This is a genomic window from Amedibacillus sp. YH-ame6, assembly GCF_053848845.1.
Genome location: NZ_JBSPEZ010000001.1, coordinates 1 through 25131, shown reverse-complemented (window position 1 = coordinate 25131; position 25131 = coordinate 1). Strand labels below are relative to the sequence as shown.

28 protein-coding genes and 3 tRNA genes are annotated in these 25131 nt (G+C 33.9%); 18 read left to right on the top strand and 13 right to left on the bottom strand.

The genetic code is table 11. The annotated features are described in order from the left end of the window. The first annotated feature begins 287 nt into the window (after positions 1-287). Positions 288-1022 carry a class I SAM-dependent methyltransferase gene (locus ACWG0P_RS00155; RefSeq protein ID WP_455799943.1) on the top strand — a complete coding sequence of 245 codons (735 nt, stop codon included), beginning with the start codon at positions 288-290 and terminating at the stop codon, positions 1020-1022. A gap of 248 nt (positions 1023-1270) precedes the next feature. On the opposite strand, the gene ACWG0P_RS00150 is transcribed toward ACWG0P_RS00155, so the two are convergent. Then, a complete protein-coding gene (locus ACWG0P_RS00150; RefSeq protein WP_455799942.1) occupies positions 1271-2086 on the bottom strand; it encodes a helix-turn-helix domain-containing protein in 816 nt (271 codons plus the stop codon). Positions 2087-2356: 270 nt separating this feature from the next. Between ACWG0P_RS00150 and ACWG0P_RS00145 the strand changes: the two genes are divergently transcribed. After that, on the top strand, positions 2357-2923 hold the full coding sequence (locus ACWG0P_RS00145) for a methyltransferase family protein (protein WP_455799941.1): 567 nt from the start codon (positions 2357-2359) through the stop codon (positions 2921-2923). A 69-nt stretch (positions 2924-2992) separates the two neighbouring features. On the opposite strand, the gene ACWG0P_RS00140 is transcribed toward ACWG0P_RS00145, so the two are convergent. Next, a complete protein-coding gene (locus tag ACWG0P_RS00140) occupies positions 2993-3373 on the bottom strand; it encodes an RrF2 family transcriptional regulator (protein WP_455799940.1) in 381 nt (126 codons plus the stop codon). Beyond that, on the bottom strand, positions 3370-3786 hold the full coding sequence (locus tag ACWG0P_RS00135; protein ID WP_455799939.1) for an RrF2 family transcriptional regulator: 417 nt from the start codon (positions 3784-3786) through the stop codon (positions 3370-3372). Before ACWG0P_RS00135 ends, ACWG0P_RS00140 begins: the two co-directional genes overlap by 4 nt. Positions 3787-4028: 242 nt before the next feature. Between ACWG0P_RS00135 and ACWG0P_RS00130 the strand changes: the two genes are divergently transcribed. The 5 genes from ACWG0P_RS00130 to ACWG0P_RS00110 all read left to right on the top strand — a co-directional run bounded on the left by ACWG0P_RS00130 (position 4029) and on the right by ACWG0P_RS00110 (position 6632). Further along, positions 4029-4119, top strand: a tRNA-Ser gene (locus ACWG0P_RS00130). Between the two features lie 115 nt (positions 4120-4234). Further along, complete coding sequence (locus tag ACWG0P_RS00125) at positions 4235-4693, top strand: hypothetical protein (protein WP_455799938.1); 459 nt, start codon at positions 4235-4237, stop codon at positions 4691-4693. Between the two features lie 49 nt (positions 4694-4742). Next, a complete protein-coding gene (locus tag ACWG0P_RS00120) occupies positions 4743-5363 on the top strand; it encodes an HAD family hydrolase (RefSeq protein WP_455799937.1) in 621 nt (206 codons plus the stop codon). Positions 5364-5422: 59 nt separating this feature from the next. Next, the gene (locus ACWG0P_RS00115; protein ID WP_455799936.1) at positions 5423-6487 is read left to right on the top strand and encodes a DUF2812 domain-containing protein; all 1065 of its coding nucleotides are present in this window, start codon (positions 5423-5425) and stop codon (positions 6485-6487) included. Positions 6488-6556: 69 nt separating this feature from the next. Continuing rightward, a tRNA-Val gene (locus tag ACWG0P_RS00110) sits at positions 6557-6632 on the top strand. A gap of 152 nt (positions 6633-6784) precedes the next feature. Here the strand turns inward: ACWG0P_RS00110 and ACWG0P_RS00105 are convergent. The 5 genes from ACWG0P_RS00105 to ACWG0P_RS00085 all read right to left on the bottom strand — a co-directional run bounded on the left by ACWG0P_RS00105 (position 6785) and on the right by ACWG0P_RS00085 (position 10299). After that, complete coding sequence (locus ACWG0P_RS00105; RefSeq protein ID WP_455799935.1) at positions 6785-7519, bottom strand: ABC transporter permease; 735 nt, start codon at positions 7517-7519, stop codon at positions 6785-6787. After that, positions 7516-8247: an ABC transporter ATP-binding protein gene (locus ACWG0P_RS00100; RefSeq protein ID WP_455799934.1), complete on the bottom strand. Its 732-nt coding sequence runs from the start codon at positions 8245-8247 to the stop codon at positions 7516-7518. The genes ACWG0P_RS00105 and ACWG0P_RS00100 overlap by 4 nt, the downstream gene beginning before the upstream one ends. Next, positions 8234-8671 (bottom strand): helix-turn-helix domain-containing protein, encoded by a 438-nt coding sequence (locus tag ACWG0P_RS00095; protein WP_455799933.1) that lies wholly within the window; start codon positions 8669-8671, stop codon positions 8234-8236. Before ACWG0P_RS00095 ends, ACWG0P_RS00100 begins: the two co-directional genes overlap by 14 nt. Positions 8672-8846: 175 nt before the next feature. Further along, positions 8847-8921 (bottom strand) — tRNA-Thr (locus ACWG0P_RS00090). Positions 8922-9021: 100 nt separating this feature from the next. Further along, on the bottom strand, positions 9022-10299 hold the full coding sequence (locus ACWG0P_RS00085; RefSeq protein ID WP_455799932.1) for an HD-GYP domain-containing protein: 1278 nt from the start codon (positions 10297-10299) through the stop codon (positions 9022-9024). Between the two features lie 189 nt (positions 10300-10488). On the opposite strand from ACWG0P_RS00085, the gene ACWG0P_RS00080 reads away from it, so the two are divergent. Further along, a complete protein-coding gene (locus ACWG0P_RS00080; protein WP_455799931.1) occupies positions 10489-11706 on the top strand; it encodes an iron-containing alcohol dehydrogenase in 1218 nt (405 codons plus the stop codon). Positions 11707-11813: 107 nt separating this feature from the next. Here the strand turns inward: ACWG0P_RS00080 and ACWG0P_RS00075 are convergent, their stop codons facing one another. Further along, a complete protein-coding gene (locus ACWG0P_RS00075) occupies positions 11814-12080 on the bottom strand; it encodes a DUF2087 domain-containing protein (RefSeq protein ID WP_455799930.1) in 267 nt (88 codons plus the stop codon). Positions 12081-12241: 161 nt separating this feature from the next. On the opposite strand from ACWG0P_RS00075, the gene ACWG0P_RS00070 reads away from it, so the two are divergent. The 8 genes from ACWG0P_RS00070 (at position 12242) to ACWG0P_RS00035 (ending at position 18387) form a co-directional block, all read left to right on the top strand. Continuing rightward, a complete protein-coding gene (locus ACWG0P_RS00070) occupies positions 12242-12940 on the top strand; it encodes a DUF1361 domain-containing protein (protein WP_455799929.1) in 699 nt (232 codons plus the stop codon). Continuing rightward, positions 12918-13736: an HAD family hydrolase gene (locus ACWG0P_RS00065; RefSeq protein ID WP_455799928.1), complete on the top strand. Its 819-nt coding sequence runs from the start codon at positions 12918-12920 to the stop codon at positions 13734-13736. The genes ACWG0P_RS00070 and ACWG0P_RS00065 overlap by 23 nt, the downstream gene beginning before the upstream one ends. Before the next feature lie 37 nt (positions 13737-13773). After that, a complete protein-coding gene (locus ACWG0P_RS00060) occupies positions 13774-14607 on the top strand; it encodes a Cof-type HAD-IIB family hydrolase (RefSeq protein WP_455799927.1) in 834 nt (277 codons plus the stop codon). Next, positions 14604-15122, top strand: coding sequence for a 3H domain-containing protein (locus tag ACWG0P_RS00055; RefSeq protein ID WP_455799926.1), 519 nt, complete (start codon positions 14604-14606; stop codon positions 15120-15122). The genes ACWG0P_RS00060 and ACWG0P_RS00055 overlap by 4 nt, the downstream gene beginning before the upstream one ends. Before the next feature lie 174 nt (positions 15123-15296). After that, a complete protein-coding gene (locus ACWG0P_RS00050) occupies positions 15297-15875 on the top strand; it encodes a hypothetical protein (protein ID WP_455790435.1) in 579 nt (192 codons plus the stop codon). Positions 15876-16012: 137 nt separating this feature from the next. Then, positions 16013-17278 (top strand): L-cysteine desulfidase family protein, encoded by a 1266-nt coding sequence (locus tag ACWG0P_RS00045; protein WP_455799925.1) that lies wholly within the window; start codon positions 16013-16015, stop codon positions 17276-17278. Positions 17279-17366: 88 nt separating this feature from the next. Continuing rightward, the gene (locus tag ACWG0P_RS00040) at positions 17367-18080 is read left to right on the top strand and encodes an AzlC family ABC transporter permease (protein ID WP_455799924.1); all 714 of its coding nucleotides are present in this window, start codon (positions 17367-17369) and stop codon (positions 18078-18080) included. Next, a complete protein-coding gene (locus ACWG0P_RS00035; RefSeq protein ID WP_455799923.1) occupies positions 18073-18387 on the top strand; it encodes an AzlD domain-containing protein in 315 nt (104 codons plus the stop codon). Before ACWG0P_RS00040 ends, ACWG0P_RS00035 begins: the two co-directional genes overlap by 8 nt. Here the strand turns inward: ACWG0P_RS00035 and ACWG0P_RS00030 are convergent. The 4 genes from ACWG0P_RS00030 to ACWG0P_RS00015 all read right to left on the bottom strand — a co-directional run bounded on the left by ACWG0P_RS00030 (position 18384) and on the right by ACWG0P_RS00015 (position 21255). Next, positions 18384-18725 (bottom strand): helix-turn-helix transcriptional regulator, encoded by a 342-nt coding sequence (locus ACWG0P_RS00030; protein ID WP_455799922.1) that lies wholly within the window; start codon positions 18723-18725, stop codon positions 18384-18386. The genes ACWG0P_RS00035 and ACWG0P_RS00030 overlap by 4 nt on opposite strands. A gap of 298 nt (positions 18726-19023) precedes the next feature. Next, positions 19024-19773: an SDR family oxidoreductase gene (locus tag ACWG0P_RS00025; RefSeq protein WP_455799921.1), complete on the bottom strand. Its 750-nt coding sequence runs from the start codon at positions 19771-19773 to the stop codon at positions 19024-19026. A gap of 105 nt (positions 19774-19878) precedes the next feature. After that, positions 19879-20697, bottom strand: coding sequence for a MerR family transcriptional regulator (locus ACWG0P_RS00020; protein WP_455799920.1), 819 nt, complete (start codon positions 20695-20697; stop codon positions 19879-19881). Between the two features lie 108 nt (positions 20698-20805). After that, the gene (locus ACWG0P_RS00015; protein WP_455799919.1) at positions 20806-21255 is read right to left on the bottom strand and encodes a hypothetical protein; all 450 of its coding nucleotides are present in this window, start codon (positions 21253-21255) and stop codon (positions 20806-20808) included. 219 nt (positions 21256-21474) lie between these two features. Between ACWG0P_RS00015 and ACWG0P_RS00010 the strand changes: the two genes are divergently transcribed. Further along, the gene (locus tag ACWG0P_RS00010) at positions 21475-23208 is read left to right on the top strand and encodes an ABC transporter ATP-binding protein (RefSeq protein WP_455790445.1); all 1734 of its coding nucleotides are present in this window, start codon (positions 21475-21477) and stop codon (positions 23206-23208) included. Beyond that, entirely contained in the window at positions 23201-24982 is a 1782-nt protein-coding gene (locus ACWG0P_RS00005; RefSeq protein ID WP_455799918.1) for an ABC transporter ATP-binding protein, read from the top strand. Before ACWG0P_RS00010 ends, ACWG0P_RS00005 begins: the two co-directional genes overlap by 8 nt. Positions 24983-25131: the final 149 nt, after the last annotated feature.

Below are 25131 nucleotides of genomic sequence, written 5' to 3'. Positions count from 1 at the left end.
TTGCTCCAGTAAAAAACACGTAAACTCATCAATCGATGAGTTTTTTTATATAGTAAGGCATGAAACCTTCGTATTCAAAGAGTACAGGGGTGTTCATGTCTTTTTTGCATGTAGAGAGGAACGAGAATTTAGTTTAGCATGCATATAGCTTTTTGTGATAGAGCAGTACCCAATAAGCAAAGTAGAGAATAATGGCTTTTAGATTTAAAACAAGTTATAATATCACTATAATTAGAATTTGTAAACGAAAAGAGGAATTGAATATTATGAATATAGAAAACAGTATTATGTCTACAAAGCAAGGATTTGAGGATAGTTTTTCTTCAAGGGATTATTACAATAAACAGACACAAGATGGACATCATTTGAAAAATATTCTCGACTTTCTGCCATTTAAAGCAAATATGAAAATTTTAGATTTAGGTACAGGAAGTGGCTATTTATCTTTCTCAATTGCAAAAAAATATCCAAATATATCTATCATTGGACTGGATATTGTTGAAAAGGCATTAGAAGTCAATCGTCTAAAGGCAAAAGAAGAAAATGTCCAAAATATTAGTTTTATAACCTATGATGGTGTTGATTTTCCATTTGCTGATAATGAGTTTGACATGGTTATTTCAAGATATGCATTACATCATTTTCCAGATATACAAAAAAGTATTTCCGAGATTAGCCGTGTTATTAAATCAGATGGCATTTTGTTTATTTCAGACCCTACACCTAACGCCAATGATGCCAGCCGATTTGTTGATGGATACATGCAGTTAAAAAAAGATGGTCATATTAAGTTTTATACAAAAGACGAATGGTTACAAATATGCGGAAAATATGGGCTGCAATTTAAGAAATCTTTTGATAGCACAATTCGCTTTCCGAAGAAAAAAGATACTGCTTATGGATTTGATGAATTATTAAAGAAACATGATAAAGAGATTATTGAGAGTTATGAACTTAAAATAGTGGAAAATGAAATATATATAACTGAACGGGTTAATAATATTTTATTTTACAAACGATAAATTCCAGTCTGTTAACTGTATTACAAGCATGATTAGATATTTGTTATCATTTAATAACAAAGGCTTTGCTAGGTAAAACATCCGTCTTTATAGCTTAAGATGTTAAAAACGAGGTTTTTGAATTACCCACCTCATCTGCTCCATCAACATAACCTACAAACTCATCGATTGATGAGTTTGTTATGATGGATTCTATAAGTTTGATTATAAAAAAATCTACGGTTTCTTTTGTAGATTTTTTAGGTGTCTTATCTTTTATTAGATTTCTTTGTTGAACGAATGTATCCGTAAATGATACATAATAGGCTTATTACTAAAGATGAAAAGATATTCGTAATATTTTGAAATGATAAATATGAATGCGTACTACCAGCAATATAATTGATAATAGGTGTTATGATACCTGCCCACATACTCACAAGGATTGCTACTTTATACCATTCATTTATCTTTAAATATTTGCAAATAGCATAAGAAGTCCATAAACCTATAACACTTATTGATGCTATTGGAACAGCCAGAGAATTATACCAATTTTTAATAGGTAACACACTTTCTAAAAGGTATAGATAAGGTAGTATTGCGACTGTGATAAATAAGAGAAACAAAACTATTTTATGTTTCTTCGCAAACAACGGTAAGATTACTATATATCCAAAAATTATAGATATTAGCGGAACTGAACTCCATGTAATGTTATTGTTCAGTGCATAATCCACCATACCACAAATACCCATTGCGATGATACAAAGCAATGCTAGTATCATAATCCAAATATTCTTGTTTTCAATCAAATAGCGTCTACATTTTGAAAATTTTGTTTCTACCTTCTGTAGCGTAGGTCTTTTCTCTACATGTGAAGCTTTTATATCAATTTCTGCTAGTTCATCTAAACTAACGTTATATAACCTAGATAACCCAATTAATTGATCTAAATCAGGTTTTGTTTGATTTAGTTCCCAATTAGAAACTGTCTGTCTGCTAATTTCTAATTTTTCTGCTACTTGTTCCTGGGTCATTTTATTCTGTTTTCGTAAATTCATCAAATTTTCCCCAAAAGCCATAATAATCACTCCTTTTCAATGTTCATTTTACTATAAAACAAGTAGTATCACTAGCAAAAGTCTTTGGAATTTGCGCAAGTTTATTTTGCATTTTCCTTCGCAAAGATTCTTAACATTGGTACATAGAAGGGTTTTCTTTATTATTTCTAAAGCTTTCCTATAACAATCTCATCTAAGTAGGAATTATTCATATGAAAATATTGTTATGTATCTTTGTTTATAAGGAGTATAATGTTTATGTAATTATACGTTAGGTAAAACAACGTAAGTATGTATCAAAAGAAAACAAATATGAGCAAAGGAGGAATTATTGAAATGAATGCATTTTTTTTATTACTTCCTTTTCTAATGATTAGATTTACATTACTTTCTTTTATAAATAAAGATGCTATAAAGAGAGCTTCTCACTTTCCAGAAATGATAGGGAATGAAAGATGGGCGTATTATATTTATCAAATAACAAACATCGCCATAGTGCTATATCTATTTTTTCTAAAGGTTGAAATAGTTTATTCTTGGCAGCGTATATCAGGGTTTATATTATATATTTTAGGATTGATATTGTGTGCAATTACAATTGTTAATTTTGCGAAACCTACAATAGAAGGTTTTAATAAGGATGGTTTATATAGGTTTTCTCGTAATCCAATGTATGTTTCGTATTTCTTGTATTTTATGGGATGCGCTTTGTTAACGAATTCATATATATTATGTGCAATAGTTATCTTGTTTCAAATGAGTGCTCACTGGATTATTTTATCTGAAGAAAGATGGTGTATTACGAAATTCGGTAATACTTATATATCTTATATGAAAGAGGTTAGAAGATATGTATAAGTAAAGAAGCCCCATACTTTATTGTACGGGGCTTCTTGATAGATTCATAAGGGATGAAAGAATACTTATTTATAAAAGACTACTTAGCTTAATGCTTTTTAGGTATTCTTCAAGGTTATGGTCGATTGGATTCCAAATCTCTCTTTGTAAAACACATTTTAATGGGTCGTTACTTTCCTTCACTTTTACGATACTTGAATTTGTTTCCATTGTATGGACAATATCATAAATCGTAATTTCATCTGCAGATCTAGAAAGTTGATATCCGCCATGGCTTCCTCTTACACTTTTTAATAAGCCAGATTTTTTTAATTTCGCAAAAATAAGTTCTAGATAACGTTCTGATATATCTTGGTTTTGTCCGATTTCCATAATTGATAAAGTTTGATTTGCCGCAGCAAGGTCAATCATACTACGAACGGCGTATCTTGATTTTGTGGATAATTTCATTTTGCCACCTCTTTTTTATACATGATAGCTAAATCGTATAATGTTTTCGATTGTAGCACATGAAAAATCTCTTCTTGTACTCCGTACCAAATAGGTTGCGTCTTACATTTAGCTGCTCTAGGACATACTTGTGAAAGACAAAGTACAGGATCCAGCTTTCCTTCCACAGCAAGTATGATATCTTTTGAGGTAATCTCTGTAGTTGGTTTTGCTATTTGATAGCCACCTTCTTTTCCACGAGTACTCTTAATGATACCTGCAGTTTTCAATGATTTAAAAATCTGTTCAAGATACTTGATAGAACAAGATCTGTGCTCTGCAATTTCTCGAACACTTACGCATTTGTCTTCACCTTTAGAAGCTAATTCAATCATTGCTTCTAAAGCATAAACGCCTTTTGTTGAAATTTTCATATTCCCATATTCTCCAATACTAATGAGGGTTCATCAAGTCAATTTCTAACGTATGATTTTCGATGAATTCATTGGTTACAGTTATACTATACCATACATAAAGTATGAATAGAGTTTTTATGGATTTATAGTATCATAAGTAGAGAGAAATCTCAACTTACATACTAGACTTTTAAAAATGTTTATGATATACTTTTATGGCATCAAAAAAACAAGATATGTTAAAGCAACTTATCAGACACGGAGTAGTACTCAAGCGGCTGAAGAGGTGCCCCTGCTAAGGGTATAGGTCGGGAAACTGGCGCGAGAGTTCAAATCTCTCCTACTCCGCCATTAAACAATAAACACTCATATTGGGTGTTTTTTTATATTTATGAAAAATATCAAAGAAAATTTAGGAATTTCACATGCTTTTCTCGTATATAGAAAGTGAGAGGAGTGTGCAATTATGTACTTTACAAAGAAGATTAGAATTAGAATGAAGGAGGAAGAGAAAAGGATTTTACTAGAGTATGAGCAAACCTATATGGATCAGCTACAAGATTTAGTAAAACAAATGGAGGAGAGGCATTCACATAGGCTTTCTCAAATGGCTTATTTCCATGAGGTACCAATAGCCTGTAGGTGGCAACTTTATCAACTCGCTCGTAAACAATACTTCGCAATAAAGAATAAGAAAGATTTTCAGTATCATCGATCGAGTACTTGGTCTACAAAAGCGTTTCATTACGAAGGAGATATGTTGTCACTTTTTATGAGACATCAAGATTTACACCTCAAACTTTCTATATCCTCATTTGAAATGGATGTGTTAAATACATGCAGAATCGTACGTTTAGACATCGTGCATGATGAAAAGTTTTGGTATGCGAACTTTACATTGTATATAAAAGAGAAGGTCCGATAGATTTCTGACGTAAAATATGCTACGATAAATAACAATGAGGTGATGAAAAATGAAAACATCAATAATATTAGACGTAGATGGAACCCTATGGGATTCTACAAAAAGGATTGCAGAATCTTATAATCAAACAATACAAAGGCTAGGAATACCAGATGCGCATGTGAGTGTGGAAGAAATCCATGGTGTGATGGGTATGGTTACTGAGGATATCGCAGCTACTATCTTTCCTCAATATCCTTTTGAAAAACAAATGGAACTTATTACCACTTGCATGAATGAGGAGTGCGAATACTTAAAAGATCATCCTGGAGATTTATATCCAGAGGTAGAGAGCGTATTGGCAAAACTAAGTGAAGAGCACGATTTATATATCGTATCAAATTGTCAAGATGGCTACATAGAGACATTGTTTTCTGTATACGATATTCAAAAGTATATTATTGACTATGAATGTTCAGGAAGAACTGGCAAGAAAAAAGGTATTAATATACGTATGCTTATGGAACGCAATCAAGTAGAAAATGCTGTATATGTAGGAGACACACAAAAGGATAAAGAAGCTAGTATTGATGCACATATTCCTTTCATTTTTGCGAGCTATGGTTTTGGAAATGTGGATGAATACGAAAGAAAAATAGACTCTTTTCAAGAGTTGCTAAATTTGGTTTAATTTGACACGATAAGGTATACATGTTAAATTATTATGTAGCACATTAATGGAGGCTATTTATGGATACAAACAAAACAAATGAAAAAGAGACAAAAGATCTTCAAACAGAAGATACCTCAAAAAATATAAAAAAGAAAACAACTACGACGAAAAAAGCATCTGCAAAGAAAGAAACTAAAGCGGATGCTGAAAATACAAAGAAGGTAACAAAGGCAAAAGCCCCTAAGAAAGAAACAACAAAGGAAGCTAAGACTACTACCAAAACTACAAAGACAAAGAAAAAAGATGATACAGTTGCTTTAGAGGATGCGGGTAAAGCAGTTGCTACGGCAAAAGCTAAACCTACAAAGACAACAAAAGCAAAGAAAACAGAAGATGCGTCTAAGGAAGAAAAACCTGCAACAAAAGCGAAAGCAAGCAGAACTGTAACTAAGAAGAAGAACGATGAAAAAAGCTTGAAGACAAAAGAAGTGGAAACTACTAGTGAAGAGAGTGCTCCCTTACAAACAACTGAAGTGGAAACGAAAGAAGAGATTACAGCACCTATCTTAGAAGATATTAAACGTTTTAAATTATTCTTCGTATCTGATATGGATGATGAGGCAGTGTATTTACATGATATGTCTTTACAAGGGTATCACTTCGTGACAAAAAAGGGAATGCAGTACATTTTCCGTCAAGGTGAACCTAAGAATTATTACTATCACTTAGGATACTATGAAAAAGATAAAAAAGATGGAGATCGATACGTTGACAACTACTTAGAAGCTGGTTGGGAAAATATCTATCACGAGAAAGCAGAGTTTGATGGTGTATGGAATTATTTCCGTATTGAAATGCCAATCCATGAGGCAGAACCAAATATTTTTAGTGATCGTGTTTCAAGATTAGCACTATACAAACGTTTATTAAGCGGATGGCGTTCATTACTTGCAGTAGATGTAATTTGCTTTTTGGCATTACTTTACATATACTATTCTTTATCTACACATCCAAGTATGATGACAGGATTGTTCATGACAGGTTGTGTATTGTTACTTATAGTTGTTGTGCTTGTATTTATTATCTATTTACGTGCATATCGTAAGATTAGTAAAAAGCAAGAAGAATTATCAAATATTTAAGGGCTTGGCCCTTTTTTTCTTTCGTGGTTGATTATTCAATGAAACTATGGTAAAATCTATACCAGTCGTGGAGGTTTAGCTCAGTTGGGAGAGCGTCTGCCTTACAAGCAGAGGGTCAGGGGTTCAAGTCCCTTAACCTCCACCATTTTATTAGAAGATAACGAGGTTTGCCTGTAAGGCAGACTTCTTTTTTTGTACGCGTTAGATTTTGTATATGTTGGTCAAAGAAATCTGTCGATGAAGTACGAAAATATAGATAGAAGATTTAAATAAAAGCGTTTGACTTAGAATCAAACGCTAACACATATGTTTCATTTTTCTCGTGAATACATAAATGGAAATAACACTTAAGATGAGTGCATACATCAGAATAACCACAAAATCGTTACCAAGCATATTCCAATTTCCTGCATATATATTTCTACCAAGATTAACTGCATGAAGGAAAGGTAGAGCATTTGCTAAATTTTCAAACCAGCCTCCTACCAAACTAACATCAAACCAAGTACTAGATAGCCATGCGACTAAGTTTGTAAGCACGGCTCCACATAAACTGCCTACTTGCTTGTCTGTAAATAAAGTACCACATATCAATCCAATACTAATAAAGATCAAACTGATAGGAACACTGGCGACTATACAGGCAATGATGCGAATAGAGAAAGGAAGTCCCAAACATAAAGCAGCTATATAACAGATGGTTGTTTGGATGAATGACATTGGAATCAATGGTAAAACATAACCACCTATAAAGTTATAAGACTTCATCGGAGAACTCATCAATCTCATCATAAAAGAGCTTGTACGATCCTTAGCAATTAAGAAGCCTGAGAACATAGATATAAAAGATAATCCAAATACAGCAATACCAGGAGCTAGCGTACGTAAAGGAAATTGTTCTACAGGGAGATTTGATTGAATAAGCGTTAATAAACCTAACAATAGGACTGGAAATACAATACCGAAGAATAGATTTACTTTATCTCGTAAAATTTCTTTTGTATTTCTACTTGCGAACGTTAACGTTTTCATAAAGTATTTTCCTTTTGGTTGAAATAAAGAAAAGCATTCTCTAATGTTATAGCGTTTGCCTTCTGTTTGATTTCTTCAACCGTTCCATTAACAATACACTTTCCATTTGACATAATAATGATACGATCACTTAATTCTTCAGCTTCTTCTAAGTAATGCGTGGTAAGAATTACGGACATCTTCTGTTTTAGTTTACGAATGATATCCCACAACTCATGTCTTGAAAGAACATCTAACCCTAACGTAGGTTCATCTAGGAATAACATTTTTGGTTCTGTAATCAATGCCATTGCTATGGATAGTCTGCGTTGCCATCCACCAGATAGGGTAGATGCTTTTTGATGCGCTACGGCTTGCATTGTATAATCCTCTATCATTTGTTTTGTTTTTTGTATTGCTTCCTTTTTAGAGTAACCATATACACCACATATGAATCTTAGATTTTCTTCAACGTTTAGATTAGGGGCTATTGCTGTTTCTTGGGGTGAAACATTCATTAATTTTTTTATTTCAAAACTATCATGGCAAATACTATGTCCATATACTTTCGCATCTCCACTTGTTGGTAATACTAAAGTTGATAACATTTTGATTGTAGTCGACTTACCAGCTCCATTCATTCCTAATAAAGATACGAGTTCTCCTTCTTTAACAGAGAAATTCAATTTATCCACAGCTTGGATATTGGAATAAGATTTAGAAAGATTTATGGTTTCAATTGCCTCCATGAGATTCGTTTCCACCTTTCAATATTTCTTGTGCAAACTTTAAGAACACATCTGCTTTCACTAAGGCAAGTCCTTGTTCTTCATCTCCAAGAATGAGTAAGTCATCTCCTGCTTTCATATCAAATAGATTACGAGCTTTTTTAGGAATTACAATTTGCCCACGTTCACCAACTTTGACTGTACCAAAACAGTGTTTTCCTTTTGGCGGAATATGCAAATTGTTTTCTTTACTATCAAAACTCACAAGATCATCTATTGTGACTCCATATAAATCTGCTAGTGATTTACAATTGTGTAAGTCAGGAACTGTTTCACCTGTTTCCCACTTTGTAACTGCATGTCTCGAAACTCCAATTCTTTCCGCAACTTCTTCAAGCGAAAAGCGGAATTTTTTTCGTAAAATCATTAAATTCTGAGAAATCATACTTTTCACACTCCTTACATTAAGTATAGGACAGCAGAAGCTTGATTTCAACCAACGAGAATTAACATAAACGGTTTGATTTGGTTGCATACTTTATTTTTCATATGCCATTTATTTATGCCATACAACCGTTTAAACTAAAAAAATCCCTTATGGAAAAGGATTTTAGTTTATATGGTGCCGGAGAGGTGAATCGAACACCCAACCTATTCGTTACGAGTGAATTGCTCTACCATTGAGCCACTCCGGCATTTTGAAGAGGAACATTGCCCTCATAGTATATTCTATAAAAATCGTATTAAGAACGAAAATATTATATCACTTTTGAAAATGTCTGTACATATAAAAGACTATGTAAGGCTCGTACCTTTTATCAAATATTCTTCCATGTTTTGACATATTTCTGGATACAGTTTTGAAAGCTTACTATAGAGTAGAATCATAGGATCGCATTCTTTTTGAACTTGTGCTATGATCTCATCATAATGCGCTATAGTGGTTTCAACAATGGTAGAATCCAATTCATGATGATTCACATTTGAACGAAGTATTTTTACAATCTCATGTTTTTGTAAGGCTGCTTTATAACTACGCTGTTCATATAAAGCACTGATGATATCCGCTACTGCAACAATACGTTCATTCATGGTTAAATCATTCTCATTTAAACCTAGTGGATACCCTGTACCGTTTAATTTTTCATGGTGACGTACTGCGATTTGAACGATATCTTCTTCTATCAAATGATCTAAGATTTCTATTGTATAATCGACGTGTTTTCTCATAATTATCATTTGTTCATCATCTAGTTTTCCTGGGAAATCCAATATTTCACTTGGTATTCCGATTTTACCTAAATCATGAAGGATAGAACCTAAGTCAATTTTTTCTAAATCGCTAGTACTTACTTGCATCAATCTTCCTATATGTAAAGCAATGCGATTGGTTGTCATGGTATGTGTTATCATGTATTCACTCCTAAAATCTATCGAATAGGTGATCATATCTAGATAAGCACGCAGTTCTTCATCTGAATGTAAGATTTTTGAAATCTCGCTAAAATCTAATTCGATATCTTTGAGGTAAACATCTTCTATGAAGTAATGTTCCACATCTGCTTGGAAAAATAAGTCAAGCATATCCGAAGAAAACAAAGTCTCAGAATGTTCTAGTAATTTATTCTTTGCTTCTTGGACATCGTTGTATATTGTCATTAGAATATCGAAACGATCACATATGAAAAGAATCTGAATATACTTCCATTCAGGAATATTATAATTTTTTAATTTATTATAAGGCATATGATGACAAAGAATAGCTCTAGAGTAGTCTTTTAATGGCGCAAGATATTTTAGAAATAAATAACCATAAACAGAGTGTTTCATAATATTCTGTGTTTCAAACTCTACCATTTTCTCAATATCATCTGTTTTATATGCACCTATATCGTGTAAGAAAGAAGTGATAGTGAAATCACGTAATTCTTCTGGTTGCAAATTCCCTTCAAAAAGTGCGCACTTCCATGCCATATAGGCAACTCGATAGCCATGATCAATGAGTCTATAATCAAGTTTATTGAGTGTATGACGTAGAATGGACATCAATTTATAGCCATCAATGAATTCCATGAAATCTCTCCTTTCTTTTGTTTCAGAAAAATACTTTCAAGAATAATATAACACATATCTACAAATACGTAATACTTTTTTCGAAAAAAGTCTACTTGTGAGTGCAAGTTGTTGAATTCACAAGTAATTTGATGTAAACTGATAGATAGTTAAGGGCTTACAATAAGCCGGAAAGCGAGGATTTTTTTAATGAGATTTACATTACCTAGGGATTTGTATCACGGGAAAGGATCTTTGGAGGCTCTAAAAGATTTTACTGGTAAAAGAGCAATCATTTGTACTGGTGGAGGCTCCATGAAAAGAGGCGGATTCTTAGATCGTATCGAAGCATATTTAAAAGAAGCTGGTATGGAAACTTTGATTTTTGATGGTATTGAACCAGATCCATCTGTTGATACTGTAATGCGTGGTGCACAAGTGATGTCAGAATTTGGACCAGATTGGATTGTTGCTGTTGGTGGTGGTTCACCAATTGATGCAGCAAAAGCAATGTGGATCAAATATGAGTATCCTGAATCAACGTTTGAAGATATGTGTAAAGTATTTGGTTTACCAAAATTGCGAACAAAAGCAAAATTCTGTGCTATTCCATCTACTTCAGGAACTGCAACAGAAGTTACTGCATTCTCTATCATTACGGATTATACAAAAGGAATTAAATATCCAATTGCGGATTTTGAAATCACACCAGATGTAGCAATCGTTGACTCTGACTTAGCAGAAACAATGCCTAAGAAATTAGTTGCACATACTGGAATGGATGCTATGACACACGCAGTGGAAGCATATGTATCTACTGCAAACTGTAACTATACAGATCCTCTTGCTTTACATGCAATTACTATGATACAAAAAGATTTAGTAGATTCTTATAATGGAAATATGGAATGTCGTGCAAGTATGCATGATGCACAATGTTTAGCTGGTATGTCATTCTCTAATGCATTGCTTGGTATTGTGCACTCTATGGCACATAAAACTGGTGCAGCATTTACTGATATTGATGGAGGACATATTATCCATGGTGCAGCAAATGCAATGTACTTACCTAAAGTTATCGCATTCAACGCAAAAGATGAAACAGCGAAAAAACGTTATGGTGTGATTGCGGACTATATGAAATTAGGTGGAAACAATGATGATGAAAAAGTGGCATTATTGATTGCTCACTTACGTAAAATGAGTGATGATTTAAATATTCCACATTCTATCAATACTTATGGAATCGATGGACTTCCTGCAGAAAAAGGATTTGTTCCAGAAAATGTTTTCCTTGAAAGAGTTGAAGATATTGCGGCAAATGCAATTTTAGATGCTTGCACAGGTAGCAATCCTCGTCAACCATCTCAAGAAGAAATGGTGAAATTATTGAAATGCTGCTACTATGATACAGAAGTAAATTTCTAATATAATTTATGTTTAAAAAGCGTGGATTCCACGCTTTTTAGTTACCCTTTTGAGTATTCAGATAATAGAGGATGAATATGATTCTTAAAGTTAATTACAAATAAACATTATATTCCGTCCTTATTACACTTGTAATATGCACTGCCATCCCTATTGCGTTTGAGTATACCATAATCAATTAGATACCTTCTTATTTCAACAAAATCATCACAACGTGTTTTCAAAAAATTATTGATTTCTGATTCTGTATAGATTTCTTGAAGAGGTAGTTCTTTACAAATGGATTGTAGTATAAGGATGCGTAGTTCTCTTTTTTTGGGCATTTGCTTAATGTACCCATCTTTATAAAATGGATCTAAACTAATTGTCTTCATAACATCACCTCATAATAATAGTAACACCAGAAGTTTATAATATCAATAAACAAAATAATAATAAGTTTATTTTATATAGCTTATCGATAAATTAAGAGAATCTTTAGTATTAGGAAAAGCGTAGCATGATATAATACTATATATGGAAGGCAGGTAAACATATGAGGAAGGAATTACGAAGAAAAGAAATTATTTTTATCATCCTATTTGTTGTGTATTCTATTTTTTCTATGTATGTTTACAATAAAACGAAAGTTTTTATCCATCGTGCAATGATTTGGAATATAATGCTTGCGACATTGCCTTTATTCTTTAGCTCTTTATTTTTGAGTATGGCCAAACAGAAGAAAACAGTGCCCATGATTGTATGTTTTATTTGTTGGTTGTTGCTATTTCCAAACGTTGCCTATTTGATTACGGACTTCATACATATTACACCATTAACATTTTATGAATTCTCATCACAAGGAAGTTTTTATGTACGTGATATTTGGGTATGGATTGAATTACTTCATATAGGGTGTGGAGTTTTGATTGGTTTTTTTGCTGGGTATCGTTCTCTTTATCATATACAGTTGTATGTAAAAGATAAGTACAATACATGGATTTCCTGGGGAATGGTAGCTGTTATTTCCTTGTTAAGTGGATTCGGTGTATTCCTTGGAAGGTTTCTGCGTTTAAACTCTTGGGATGTATTAAAACCTATGAATCTTATCAATGAAGTTTATGAGAACATAGAACTAAGTTTTTCCATTCCATTTTCTTTTATCATGGCTATATTTATCGTAATCACATATACTTTATTTTATTTGTGTTCAGACCATAAGGAGAATTATGATGAGAAAACTATATGTGAGTGATTTAGATGGAACACTTCTTACTTCACAGTCCAATCTTTCTTCAAAAACGATAAGCATTATCAATGGACTTATAGAACAAGGAATGCATTTTACATTTGCGACTGCACGATCCATTAGTTCTGCATCTAAGGTTGTTCAAGGGTTGCATCTCAACATACCTATGGTTGTCTATAATGGAGTTTTTATTATCGATCCTATACATCATACTCCAATATATTCTCAATTTTTCTCTGATGTAGAAAGTAAACAGTTACTAGATACGTTGCTTTCCTTTGCACAATACCCATTTGTTTATGCTTATATAGATGGTGTAGAAAGAGTAAGTTATCTACCAAGTAAGTTACATGAAGGAGGACATCATTACCTTCTTCAACGTGAACATGATAAACGTTTTCGTCCAGTAGAGCACATTGAAGAGTTATACGACGGAAATATTTTCTATATGACATGTATTCATGAGAGAGTCTTTCTTCAAGAGGTATATGATAAAATATGTACATATCCTTTTACGAATACCATTTTTCAACAAGAACTATATCGTGAAGAGTATTGGCTAGAAATGATGCCTATACAAGCAAGCAAAGCATATGCAATTCAAGCTTTAAAGGAAATGGGGAAGTATGATCAGGTGATTACATTTGGGGATGCTATAAACGATCTTCCAATGTTTGCGATAAGTGATGCTTGTTATGCAGTTGAAAATGCACTGCCCCAACTAAAAGAAAAGGCAACAGGTGTCATAAGCAATCATAATCAAGATGCGGTTGCATTGTGGCTTCAAGAACATTTTGATTAAAAACATGCTATAATAGAACATATTTGGAGGTACGAACATGTATAAATTAATTGCCTGTGATTTAGATGAAACACTATTAAATAGCGATAAAGAAATAAGTGAACGTAACGTTCTAGCAATCAAACGAGCACAACAAGAATTTGGTATACGATTTGTACCAGCGACAGGCAGGGGATATACATGTATTCAAAATGTCTTAGATACGTTGGATGTACATAACAAAGAAGATGAATATATTATTTCTGGTAATGGTAGTATCATTTGTGAAAATAAAGATTTTAAGAAACTAACATTTCATACCCTTCCATTTGAAAAAGCGAAACAATTATTTACTTATGGAATCGAACATGGGTTATGTATTCAACTATTTACTGATAAAGATGTATATGCCTATCAAATCAATGAAGATGAAAAAGAATGGTTGTTTATGTTTAAAAGTGATGCCGTGGTTATGGAAGAGAATACCATCGATTTCTTAGAAAATACTCCGATTATGAAAATTTTATTCCAACGAGCTGATATGGAGTATCTAAGAAACATTGCACAGGATATGTTACCAATTACGGATGGAGTTAGTATTTCTTTTTCTAGTGATCGCTATCTTGAAATGAATCGTGCTGGAGTTGATAAGGGATTGGGTCTTAGAGAACTAGCACAGCATTTAGGAATACCGGTAGAACAGACGATTGCTATTGGAGATAATTTTAATGATATTGCAATGTTAAAGACCGCAGGTTTATCGGTTGCGGTAGCCAATGCAGCACAAGAAATTAAAGACATCTGTGATTATGTTACTACAGCAGACCATAATGAAGGTGGAGTTGCGGAGGTTATAGAGAAATTTATTTTTGAAAGAGAGTGTTGCCTATGAATTCTTCCATGCGTAGAGACTCCATATTACAAACCATAAAACAAAGTGAAAAACCTTGTTCAGCGAGTTCTTTGGCTACTCAATTTCATGTATCTAGACAAATTGTAGTAGGGGATATCGCATTGTTGAGAGCGAGTGGCGTGAATATTATTGCGACTCCAAGAGGATATGTAATGGAAGATATAAGCTTGGATTCTATGACCTATGCAATCGCAGTAGTGCATAAAGAAGAAGATTTGAAAGAAGAGCTATATACGATTGTGGATCATGGAGGTACAATTGTAGATGTTATTGTAGAACACCCTTTATATGGTCAATTATCTGGACAACTTCATATCACGTCACGCTATGATGCAGATCAGTTCTTAAGTAACGTGAAGAACAATCAAGCAATTCCACTATCAAAACTTACCAACGGACTTCATTTGCATACCATCAAATGCAAAGATGAAGATACCTATCAAAGAATTATACATGCTTTAAAAGAAAAAGGATTCCTTTACGAGAAATCCTAAGAAGTATACGTTATCATCCTTTATGACATATATAAGTTAGGTTCTTTGTGAAGAGGAACCTTTTTATAAACGCTTTCACAAAAAACAGGATTGACAGGTGTGACTTGCAAGTTTATAATAGTCATAACATGTGTCAAGACACCTGTTAGAAATAGATGAAAGGGAAAAAATTGTATGAATAAGAATATATTTAAAATGGTATTATCTGCAATGTTAATAGCGGTTGGGATTTTGATTCCTATGGTATCGCCAATTAAGGTTTTAATCGAACCAATGTCCTTTACTTTAGCATCTCATGTGGCAATTATGATTGCGGTATTTGTATCTCCTAGTGTGGCGGTTTCTGTAGCACTTGGTACTACTTTAGGATTTTTACTAGCAGCATTCCCACTACCAGTTGTACTTCGCGCATTGAGTCATGTTATATGGGCATTTGGGGGAGCGTATTATTTAAAGAAACATCCAGAAACATTAAATTCTTTAGTTAAGACAATTATATTTGTAGTATGTGTAGGTGTTGTTCACGCACTATGTGAAGTTATTGTGGTACTTCCTACATATATGGGAACGACAACAACAAGTGAGTTTGTATATATGGTATTTGGACTTGTTGGAGTGGGAACTATTGTGCATAGTTCCATTGACTTTGTTATTAGTATTGCAGTTTGGAAAGTCATTTGCAAATCTAGAGAGGTTTCATCTATTGCGAGTGTAAAAGAAGTACGTTTAAAATTACGTGCAACTGAAGCATAAGAGAAAGCTAGAATTTTAAAGGATTCGCTTGTTTGCGAATCTTTTTTCTGTAAAAGTATACGAATCATAAATAAAGTTCTAAATATGTTTACAATGCTTGTTATATTTATTAGAATGATAGTAAAAGAGGATAGAATATGAAATGTATATATTTAGAAACACTTAAAAAAGAAGTAATACCTGCAGAAGGGTGTACAGAACCAATCGCGGTGGCATATGCAACCGCATTAGCTTTTGATTTGCTTGAAGAAGAAGTTCAACATATAGACCTCTTTTTGAGTGCAAATATCATTAAGAATGCATTGGGAGTAGGGATACCTGGAACTGGCAAGGTAGGGTTGGATATTGCGGCTGCTTTGGGTGTTGCGATTTGTAAACCAGATAAGAAATTAGAAATACTATCGAATTTCACAAAAGAAGAACTACAACAAGCAGAAAAGATAATCGATAAAAAGATCATAATTACAAAACAAAAGTTTGTGGATGAGAATTTATATATAGAAGTACATATGCGCGGTGTACATCATAACGTAGAAGTCGTGATTGCTCGTGAACATACAAATGTAATCCTTTTAAAAAAAGATCAAGAAATCATTAAAGAAGTGTCATTATGCAAGGATAGTGATGAACAAAAGGGAACCTTGTTAACAATCTCTGGAATCTATGAGTTTGCGACAACCATCCCTTTTGAAGAAATTGCATTCCTTTTAGATGGCGCCGAAATGAACCAAAAGGTATCACAAGAAGGCTTAAAAGGAGGATATGGATTAGAAGTTGGTAATAAAATCAATACAGAGAATGGGAAGAATATTTTATGTGCTAATGTTGCGAACCAAATCATTGCGGCTACTGCCGCAGCATCCGATGCGAGAATGGATGGTTGTACTATGCCTATTATGACTACTGCAGGAAGTGGAAATCAAGGGATTGCTTGTTCTATGCCTGTAATAGCACTCGCACAACAACTTAAAGAAACTCCAGAAAAATTAGCTAGAGCATTGGCAATTAGTCATTTGATTGTTTGCCATATCAAAGAATACATGGGTAGGTTATCTCCTTTGTGTGGGGCTGGTATCGCTGGAGCAACTGGGGCAAGTTGTGGGATTACCTATTTGATGGGTGGAGATTTACATAACATAAAACATGCCATAAGTAATATGCTTGCGGATATGACTGGAATGATTTGTGATGGGGCGAAAACAACCTGTGCATTGAAAATAGCTACCGCTACAAATGCAGCGATTCAATGTTCTACACTGGCGATGAATGATATTTCACCTACTAGCAAAGAAGGTATCATTTTTGAAGATGTAGAAGAAACAGTAAAGCACATTGGGAAACTTGTCAGTGGTGGTTTAAAGGAAATGGACGCTACCATTTTAGATATTATGTTGAATAAATAAGGAAATCCTTTAAGATAGAAGGATTTCTTCTTTTCATATATCTTACAATACGGTATAATTATGCCTAAAGAAGCGGGGAGTGAAGCTTTTGGAATTGATTGAAAATCGTTTTAAACAAGGGATAAAAGATGGAGTGCCAATTGGTTTAGGATACCTTTCGGTATCTTTTACATTTGGTATGGCAGCTGTTTCTGGAGGAATACCTGTTGGGGTTGCGGTAATGATATCTTTGGTGAATTTGACAAGTGCTGGACAATTCTCTGGATTAGCCTTAATTCTTCAACAAGGATCCTTATTTGAATTGGCATTGTCTCAATTTATTATTAATTTACGTTATGCCTTAATGTCTTTATCTCTTTCTCAAAAAGTCGATAAGAAAATGAAGACTCACGAACGTGCACTTGTCTCTTTTGGCATCACGGATGAAATATTTGCGCTTGCTAGTAGTACTTATGAACGCGTTGGTAAATGGTACATGGCAGGACTTATTTCATTTCCTGTATTCTGTTGGACATTTGGTACATTCCTTGGAGGAGCCGCAAGCACCATATTACCACTAGCCATTCGTAATGCGCTAGGGATTGCAATTTATGGAATGTTTCTAGCAATCATCATTCCTCCTGCTAAGAAATTTTCAGCCGTAAGAAAAGTACTGATAATTTCCATATTCCTAAGTTGTTTGTTTGCCATCGTTCATACATGGGTACCAATAAGTTCAGGATTTGCAATTATCTTGTGCACAGTAATAGCTTCTGCGTTTGGGGCTTATTTCTTTCCAATTGAGGAGGTACATCATGAGTAACTATATTCCATATATTCTCGTTATGGCAGGTGTGACCTACCTTATAAGAATGATACCTTTGACCTTTTTTCAAAAAGAAATACATAACCAATTTATAAAATCTTTTTTGTTTTATGTACCCTATGCAGTTCTTGGCGCAATGACATTTCCAGCTATATTTACATCCGCTGGAACTTCGCCCTCCCAGATACTGGCAAGTTGTATTGGATGTGCAGCGGCATTGGTGCTTGCATATAAAGGAAAGAGTTTGATTATGGTTGCTCTGGTTGCATGTATCGTTGTCTATATTACATTGTTTTTGTTTTAGGAATTCATTTGAGTTCCTTTTTTTTGATGCATACTTTTATCAAAGTATCGCACCAATAGAAATAGAATGTACTGTTGTTCTTCATCTAACTTTGGAATCACTGTAATTAAAAATGTATTCATATGCTCCTTATCGAGTGGTGGGGAACCCTCAAATACATCTTTTAAACCAAGAAATTCTACCATGCTAAGAAAACAGTCTAGTTGTGGAAGCCTCTTATTATTAATATAATGGCTCATGGTTTGAGGAGAAATATTTAACTTCTCCGCAATGTCTTTTTGTTTGTAATTATTCTTTGTCAATGCTTCTTTTAGAATAGTCCCGAAATCCTTTCTCATATTTATTCCCCCTATTCTTCTTTATTATGATATAGCAAAGCTTGTTTTGTACAGTAAAATCAACAGTAAGGATAGAATTATAGAGGAAGTTAACAATATGTATAGAAATAGGCATATGAACTATCTCATTTTCTAGTTTTTACATATAACAAGATGGAGGGTGATTATGGAACCTACACAAAAAGAAGTTAAGACAGCGCTCTGCATATTAGTGGGGGCATTATGTTTAGGAATTTTATGTATTTTTATCATTGCATATATGATGGCGTAAAAAAAGAAGTGAGTCACTTCTTTTTGCTTAGTGTATAGAATAGCCACCATCAATAGGAATACAAGCTCCTGTAATGTAATCTCCTTTGGAGGACGTTAATAAAAGAATCAAACCTTCCATATCTTGTACACTCCCCCATCTGTGTGTTGGTATCCTTTGTAAGATAGAGGTATCCATTTCATTGCCATCTCCATTTTGTAACTTTGCGCCAGTATCCATAAACCCAAACGCAATGGCATTGATTTGAATATGATCACTAGCAAATTCATAAGCAAGATACTTTGTCATAGCCTCCAAAGCACCTTTACTAGTATAATAAGCACAATATTCACTTGTATCAAAAGGAAGTATTCCACTCGCATTGATTATCTTTCCACCTGTTTGTTGTTTTTTGAATTGTTTAATGACTTCTTGTGATAAAAAGAAGGCAGCTCCCACATTGATATCCATAGCAGAATTCCATTCTATTTTTGTAATCTTTAGTGTATCTTCTTTCTTTAGTGTACCTGCAAAATTCAATAAAATATCAATCTTTTGATAAGTTCCCAGCACTTCTTTCATCAAGGAATGTATAGCACCAGGAGTGGTTAGGCTGATCGTCATGGAATGATATCTTCTACCTATCACTTCAACTTCTTGCTTTAACTTACTATCATCCCCGATACTAATACCAAAGATATCTGCCCCATGTTGTGCTAATATCTTTACACATTCATATCCAAGCCCTTGTGAACATCCACTTACCAACGCGATCTTTCCATGTAAATCAAAATCCATATACATACCTCCTTATATCGTTCTATAGGTAGTATGAGTATCCTTTCTTCTCTTATACATAGTTCATAAAGATTACACCGAAACAATAAAAAACAGATAAGATCCTTAGATTTTATCTGTTTCCATATAAATACGAGTTATATATTCACTATCCTCTTTTACTGCGATATCCGCTACCATATACTCTTCATAAGCATAAGTTCCTAATGAAATATCATGCTTATCTGCATACTCCAACATTGCTTTGTATGTGTCATCTAAATCATTATAACTTCCATTGTGCCATCCACATAAGTACCAACCTTTTTTACGAACCATGGATGGTTTTGCATAATCTTCATGTAAGACTTGATACATATACGAATAGTTAATATAATCCTGTTTACGTAAATGATCAATGGTTATCATATTTCCTACACTTTGTTGAACACTTATGGAACTTTCTTTCATAAAATTGATATAGTCCTTCATAAAGTTTGCAAAGCTTTTATCATTTGTATTCTCTAAATTCTCAGTACACAAGAGATTTTCTTTCTCTAATTCAACAAGTTCAAATTCTTGGTATTGATGAGTTAAGGCATAGGTTGTGGAATCTTTCATCCATTTCATCATCGACTTAATACTGAGAAGATATCGTATTTCATCATCAATTTCTTTGGCTTTTGTATCCAATAGGTTCAAGAATAAAGAAGGGTTTCTTTCTTCTAGATAATTGCGTATTTCTTGTAAAGACATTCCCATCTTTTGAAGATTCTTAATGATGAGAAAGGTATCGTATTGATGTATAGAATAATACCGATAGCCATTGTCCGCAACAAATGCTGGTTTGAATACACCAATTTCATCATAATGAAATAAAACATGCTTTTCAACATCAACAATTTTTGAAAATTCTCCAGCTGTAAAATATTTGTTTTTATTCATAAGATTCTCCTTGTATAAAGTATAGTATGAGGCGAAGCATATGTCTATAGCTTCTACTTATATAGGAAAAAGATTGCCATAGGACAATCTTTTGAAATTGAAACTTTTCTATTTAAACGCTTTGTTAAATTGATCTTTGAAAAATGTGAGTAATTCTTTTTCTTCGATTTCTAAATCAGACAATGTTGTTTTATATGTTTCTTTCCAATCTTTAGCGATTTCCGTTGCATCATCACCACAGTCTCCACTTGGTTTACCCTTCGTGATGATACATGAACCATCGTCATTAAGGATAAAGGTATAATCATTAGTAAGAGAGTAAATAATTGATGAGTATGTTGCTAGGTCTATTTTTATAAAAGATAAATTTTCTTTATCATCAACTATAGAATATGCAAAAGAGTAACTCTCATCACTAGGCATTATGGAACATGCTTCATCTTTACAACTTACCTCAAGTTTATTGTCTTTTAATGTATCCTCAACGCTTTTCTTACCACATCCTGCTAAACTCAACACTGTTAACGCACTTAAAGCTACCAAACATAGTTTTTTCATCCCCATTTTCTCCTTTTTCTCTAGGTTTTTTTAAAATCATAAAACCTATCTATCTATATAGTAGCATGTTAGAGAAAAACGTCAATGCTGGAGATATAAAAGGAAAGACAAATGTGAAAATAATGGAAAGAAATAAAATAAAGTGTTGACTATAAGGTAACCTTATAGTTTATGATAAACAAGCCAGAACCTGATAAGGCAAAATAAGGAGGGACAAATATGCGTCTAATTTTACATTATTTAAAGAATTACAAGAAAATTGGAATTGTAAATGTTTTGTCTGTCTTTGGATTTGCGTTGGTGGAACTGGGAATTCCTACAATCGTCGCTATGATGATTGATAACGGTGCGCTCAAGGGGGATACAGACTATATCCTTCAAATGGGACTTGTTATGTTAGTGATTTCGTTGATTGGTGTAGGTGGTACTATTTTATTAGGGTATTGCTGTGCAAAAATTTCAACGTCTATTACTAGAGATATTCGTAATGATATCTTTAACAAAGTCCAGCAATTTACCGCGTTTGAATTTAATAAATTTGGTACTTCTAGTATGATTACTAGAACCAATAATGATGCTTATCAAATTCAGACGTTTGTTAATGTGTTGTTACGTACTGCCCTCATGACTCCGGTCATGTTTGTGGCTAGTTTTATAATGACAGCTCGTGCATCAATTCCTTTATCCTTAGTAATTGCGACTACCATTCCAATGATTATCATTGGGGTTGTTATCGTCGCTAGGATATCTAAACCAATTTCAGAAAATCAGCAAAATTCGCTTGATGGACTGAATCGAATTTCCCGCGAGAATTTAAGTGGGATTCGTGTCATTCGCGCATTTCACAATGACGACTATGAACAGCAACGATTCGATGATATGAATCATCAATTCACAGGCTATTCCAAAAAATTATTTAAACTCATGTCATTAACAAGCCCAATCTTTTTTATGGTTATGAATTTAGCAGCTCTTGCTATTTTCTGGGTAGCTGCACTTTTGATTGAAAACAATGCACTTCAAGTAGGGCAACTCGTTGCATTTATGGATTATTTATTCCATGCAATGTTCTCTGTCATGCTTTTCTGTACGGTATTTATGCAATATCCAAGAGCAGAAGTAAGTGCAAAACGTATTCAAGAAGTGTTGGATACAGAACCTTTGATTATGAATCCAAAGAATGGAAAAATGGAGGGAGATCAAAGTGGAACGATTGAGTTTGATCATGTGACATTTGTATATCCGGATGGGGAAGAACCTATTCTACATGATATATCTTTCAAAGCAAAGAAAGGTGAAACCATTGCGTTTATTGGTAGTACTGGTTCTGGTAAGAGTACTCTAGTAAACTTAATCCCAAGATTTTATGATGTGACAAGTGGTCATATCTATATCGATGGTGTGGATTTAAGAGATTATGATTTATTCGCACTACGTTCTAAATTGGGAGTGATTCCACAAAAAGCAATGTTATTTAGTGGGACAATCGAAGAAAATATTCGCTTTGGTAAAGAACATGCAACACATGAAGAAGTTGAGCATGCCGCGAAAACTGCACAAGGTCTTGATTTCATCATGGAAAAAGAAAAGCACTTTGAAGAAGAGATTACAGAAGGAGCGACCAATGTATCTGGAGGTCAAAAACAACGACTTTCTATTGCTCGTGCCTTGGTTAGAAAACCTGATATCTATGTATTTGATGATTCCTTTTCAGCTCTTGATTTTAAGACTGATGCAAAATTACGTCATGATTTAAAGAAAGAGACAAAAGATAGCATTGTTATGGTCGTAGCTCAACGTATTTCTAGTATTATGGATGCCGATCGAATTGTAGTCTTAGATGAAGGAAACGTAATCGGTATAGGAACACATAAAGAGCTATTAAAGAACTGTCAGATTTATCACGAAATTGCTCTATCACAGTTGAGTGAGGAGGAATTGAACCATGAATAAAAAACAACAAATAATGAAGAGTATCAAAGGATTCTATCAATTCTTAGCGCCTTATAAGTGGGGATTTGTTGGGGCTGTTATTATGGCAATTATTGCGGTATTAACAATGTCCTTAGCACCTTACTTTGAAGGTTTGATTACGACACAATTGGCAGAGGATGTCGTGAACTCTCAAGCAGGAGTTATCCTGATTAATTTTCAAAAGATTATAAGAGTTATGTTGATCTTGTTGGGCATTTATTTAGCTAAGACAATCTCACAAATGTTCGCGGTTGTTTGGTTAACCAATGCAATTCAACATGCTATGCAAGATATGCGTAATGCAGTACAAAGTAAAATTAGAAGATTACCTGTACGTTATTTTGATACCCATCACTTTGGAGATGTCTTAAGTAAGATTACCAACGATATTGACGCTGTATCCAATGCGATGCAACAGAGTTTTATCAGTGTCGCAACAGGTGCTTTATCCTTAGTATTCTCATTGGTTATGATGTTTATGATCAATCCGGTGATGGCTGCTATTTCTGCACTTATTATTCCATTTACATTATTGATTACACGTGCGATTGTAAAACGTTCTCAAAAACGTTTTAAGGCACAGCAAAATGCACTTGGTGCTTTAAATGGCGCAATCACAGAAATGTACACAGGATATAATGAAATATTGTTATACAACAAACAACAAGAAAGTATTCAAAAATTTCATGATTTAAACGAAGAATTAAGAGAGAATGCCTTTAAGGCACAATTTGTATCTTCTACCATTGGACCATTGAATGCACTAGTTACGTATATTACAATTGGTGTAATTGCGGTTGTAGGAACAATCTATGTAATCCAAGGCACTATGCAAATAGGTAACCTACAAGCATTTATCCGTTACATTTGGCAAATCAATGATCCATTATCACAGATATCAGCACTATCCTCTCAAATCCAAGCTGCAGCTGCAGCGCTAGGACGTATCTTAGAAATCCTAGAGGAAGAAGAGGAAGTAGCAGAAAAGAATCCGGCAGAAGTATTAGATCATGCAAAAGGCAATGTTACATTTGAACATGTAAAATTCGGTTACACCGATCATAACTTCATCCAGGATTTGAATATCAACGTAAAAAGTGGACAGATGGTCGCTATCGTTGGTCCAACGGGTGCTGGTAAGACAACACTTATTAATTTATTGTTACGATTCTATGATGTAAAAGGTGGTAGCATAAAAATTGATGGTGTGGATATACGAGATATGAAACGAGAAAATTTACGTGATCAGTTTGGTATGGTATTACAAGACACTTGGTTATTCTCAGGTACAATCTATGATAACATTCGTTATGGTCGCTTAGATGCGAGAAAAGATGAAGTTATTAAGGCTGCCAAAATGGCTAATGTACATCATTTCATTCGTACTCTACCAGATGGTTATGATTCCTTAATTAACGAGGAAGCTAACAATGTATCCCAAGGTGAAAAGCAATTGTTAACGATTGCTAGAGCAATTCTAAAAGATCCTCAGATATTGATCTTAGATGAGGCGACTTCTTCCGTTGATACACGATTGGAAAAAATCTTACAAGAAGCGATGAAAAATGTTATGACTGGGCGTACAAGCTTTGTCATTGCCCATCGTTTATCTACTATTCGTAATGCGGATTTAATCCTTGTAATTAACGATGGCGACATTGTTGAACAGGGAACACATGAAGAATTGATGAAGCAACAAGGAGCCTATGAAAAGCTTTATAATTCACAGTTCCAAGATGCCAAAGAAGATTAAACGAAACACGTTGAGCAATCAGCGTGTTTTTTCGTGTGCCGGGCATGGCATACATCTAAGTGGTGAAAGTCCACTGTGGAGGTTTAGTCGCTAACCACTAGTCGAAGACAAGGGTGTCCATCGTGAGATGGAATCTGAAGGAAGTCCTA

Excerpts from the sequence above, each read along its gene's own strand:
- ACWG0P_RS00080 (WP_455799931.1), top strand. The coding sequence starts at position 10,489 with ATGAGATTTACATTACCTAGGGATTTGTATCACGGGAAAGGATCTTTG.
- ACWG0P_RS00135 (WP_455799939.1), bottom strand. The coding sequence starts at position 3,786 with ATGAAAATTTCAACAAAAGGCGTTTATGCTTTAGAAGCAATGATTGAA.
- ACWG0P_RS00125 (WP_455799938.1), top strand. The coding sequence starts at position 4,235 with ATGTACTTTACAAAGAAGATTAGAATTAGAATGAAGGAGGAAGAGAAA.
- ACWG0P_RS00015 (WP_455799919.1), bottom strand. The coding sequence starts at position 21,255 with ATGAAAAAACTATGTTTGGTAGCTTTAAGTGCGTTAACAGTGTTGAGT.
- ACWG0P_RS00025 (WP_455799921.1), bottom strand. The coding sequence starts at position 19,773 with ATGGATTTTGATTTACATGGAAAGATCGCGTTGGTAAGTGGATGTTCA.
- ACWG0P_RS00085 (WP_455799932.1), bottom strand. The coding sequence starts at position 10,299 with ATGGAATTCATTGATGGCTATAAATTGATGTCCATTCTACGTCATACA.
- ACWG0P_RS00095 (WP_455799933.1), bottom strand. The coding sequence starts at position 8,671 with ATGATTTCTCAGAATTTAATGATTTTACGAAAAAAATTCCGCTTTTCG.
- ACWG0P_RS00020 (WP_455799920.1), bottom strand. The coding sequence starts at position 20,697 with ATGAATAAAAACAAATATTTTACAGCTGGAGAATTTTCAAAAATTGTT.
- ACWG0P_RS00150 (WP_455799942.1), bottom strand. The coding sequence starts at position 2,086 with ATGGCTTTTGGGGAAAATTTGATGAATTTACGAAAACAGAATAAAATG.
- ACWG0P_RS00100 (WP_455799934.1), bottom strand. The coding sequence starts at position 8,247 with ATGGAGGCAATTGAAACCATAAATCTTTCTAAATCTTATTCCAATATC.
- ACWG0P_RS00155 (WP_455799943.1), top strand. The coding sequence starts at position 288 with ATGTCTACAAAGCAAGGATTTGAGGATAGTTTTTCTTCAAGGGATTAT.
- ACWG0P_RS00035 (WP_455799923.1), top strand. The coding sequence starts at position 18,073 with ATGAGTAACTATATTCCATATATTCTCGTTATGGCAGGTGTGACCTAC.
- ACWG0P_RS00005 (WP_455799918.1), top strand. The coding sequence starts at position 23,201 with ATGAATAAAAAACAACAAATAATGAAGAGTATCAAAGGATTCTATCAA.
- ACWG0P_RS00060 (WP_455799927.1), top strand. The coding sequence starts at position 13,774 with ATGTATAAATTAATTGCCTGTGATTTAGATGAAACACTATTAAATAGC.
- ACWG0P_RS00070 (WP_455799929.1), top strand. The coding sequence starts at position 12,242 with ATGAGGAAGGAATTACGAAGAAAAGAAATTATTTTTATCATCCTATTT.
- ACWG0P_RS00055 (WP_455799926.1), top strand. The coding sequence starts at position 14,604 with ATGAATTCTTCCATGCGTAGAGACTCCATATTACAAACCATAAAACAA.
- ACWG0P_RS00065 (WP_455799928.1), top strand. The coding sequence starts at position 12,918 with ATGAGAAAACTATATGTGAGTGATTTAGATGGAACACTTCTTACTTCA.
- ACWG0P_RS00045 (WP_455799925.1), top strand. The coding sequence starts at position 16,013 with ATGAAATGTATATATTTAGAAACACTTAAAAAAGAAGTAATACCTGCA.
- ACWG0P_RS00075 (WP_455799930.1), bottom strand. The coding sequence starts at position 12,080 with ATGAAGACAATTAGTTTAGATCCATTTTATAAAGATGGGTACATTAAG.
- ACWG0P_RS00010 (WP_455790445.1), top strand. The coding sequence starts at position 21,475 with ATGCGTCTAATTTTACATTATTTAAAGAATTACAAGAAAATTGGAATT.
- ACWG0P_RS00140 (WP_455799940.1), bottom strand. The coding sequence starts at position 3,373 with ATGAAATTATCCACAAAATCAAGATACGCCGTTCGTAGTATGATTGAC.
- ACWG0P_RS00115 (WP_455799936.1), top strand. The coding sequence starts at position 5,423 with ATGGATACAAACAAAACAAATGAAAAAGAGACAAAAGATCTTCAAACA.
- ACWG0P_RS00120 (WP_455799937.1), top strand. The coding sequence starts at position 4,743 with ATGAAAACATCAATAATATTAGACGTAGATGGAACCCTATGGGATTCT.
- ACWG0P_RS00030 (WP_455799922.1), bottom strand. The coding sequence starts at position 18,725 with ATGAGAAAGGATTTCGGGACTATTCTAAAAGAAGCATTGACAAAGAAT.
- ACWG0P_RS00145 (WP_455799941.1), top strand. The coding sequence starts at position 2,357 with ATGTATCAAAAGAAAACAAATATGAGCAAAGGAGGAATTATTGAAATG.
- ACWG0P_RS00105 (WP_455799935.1), bottom strand. The coding sequence starts at position 7,519 with ATGAAAACGTTAACGTTCGCAAGTAGAAATACAAAAGAAATTTTACGA.
- ACWG0P_RS00050 (WP_455790435.1), top strand. The coding sequence starts at position 15,297 with ATGAATAAGAATATATTTAAAATGGTATTATCTGCAATGTTAATAGCG.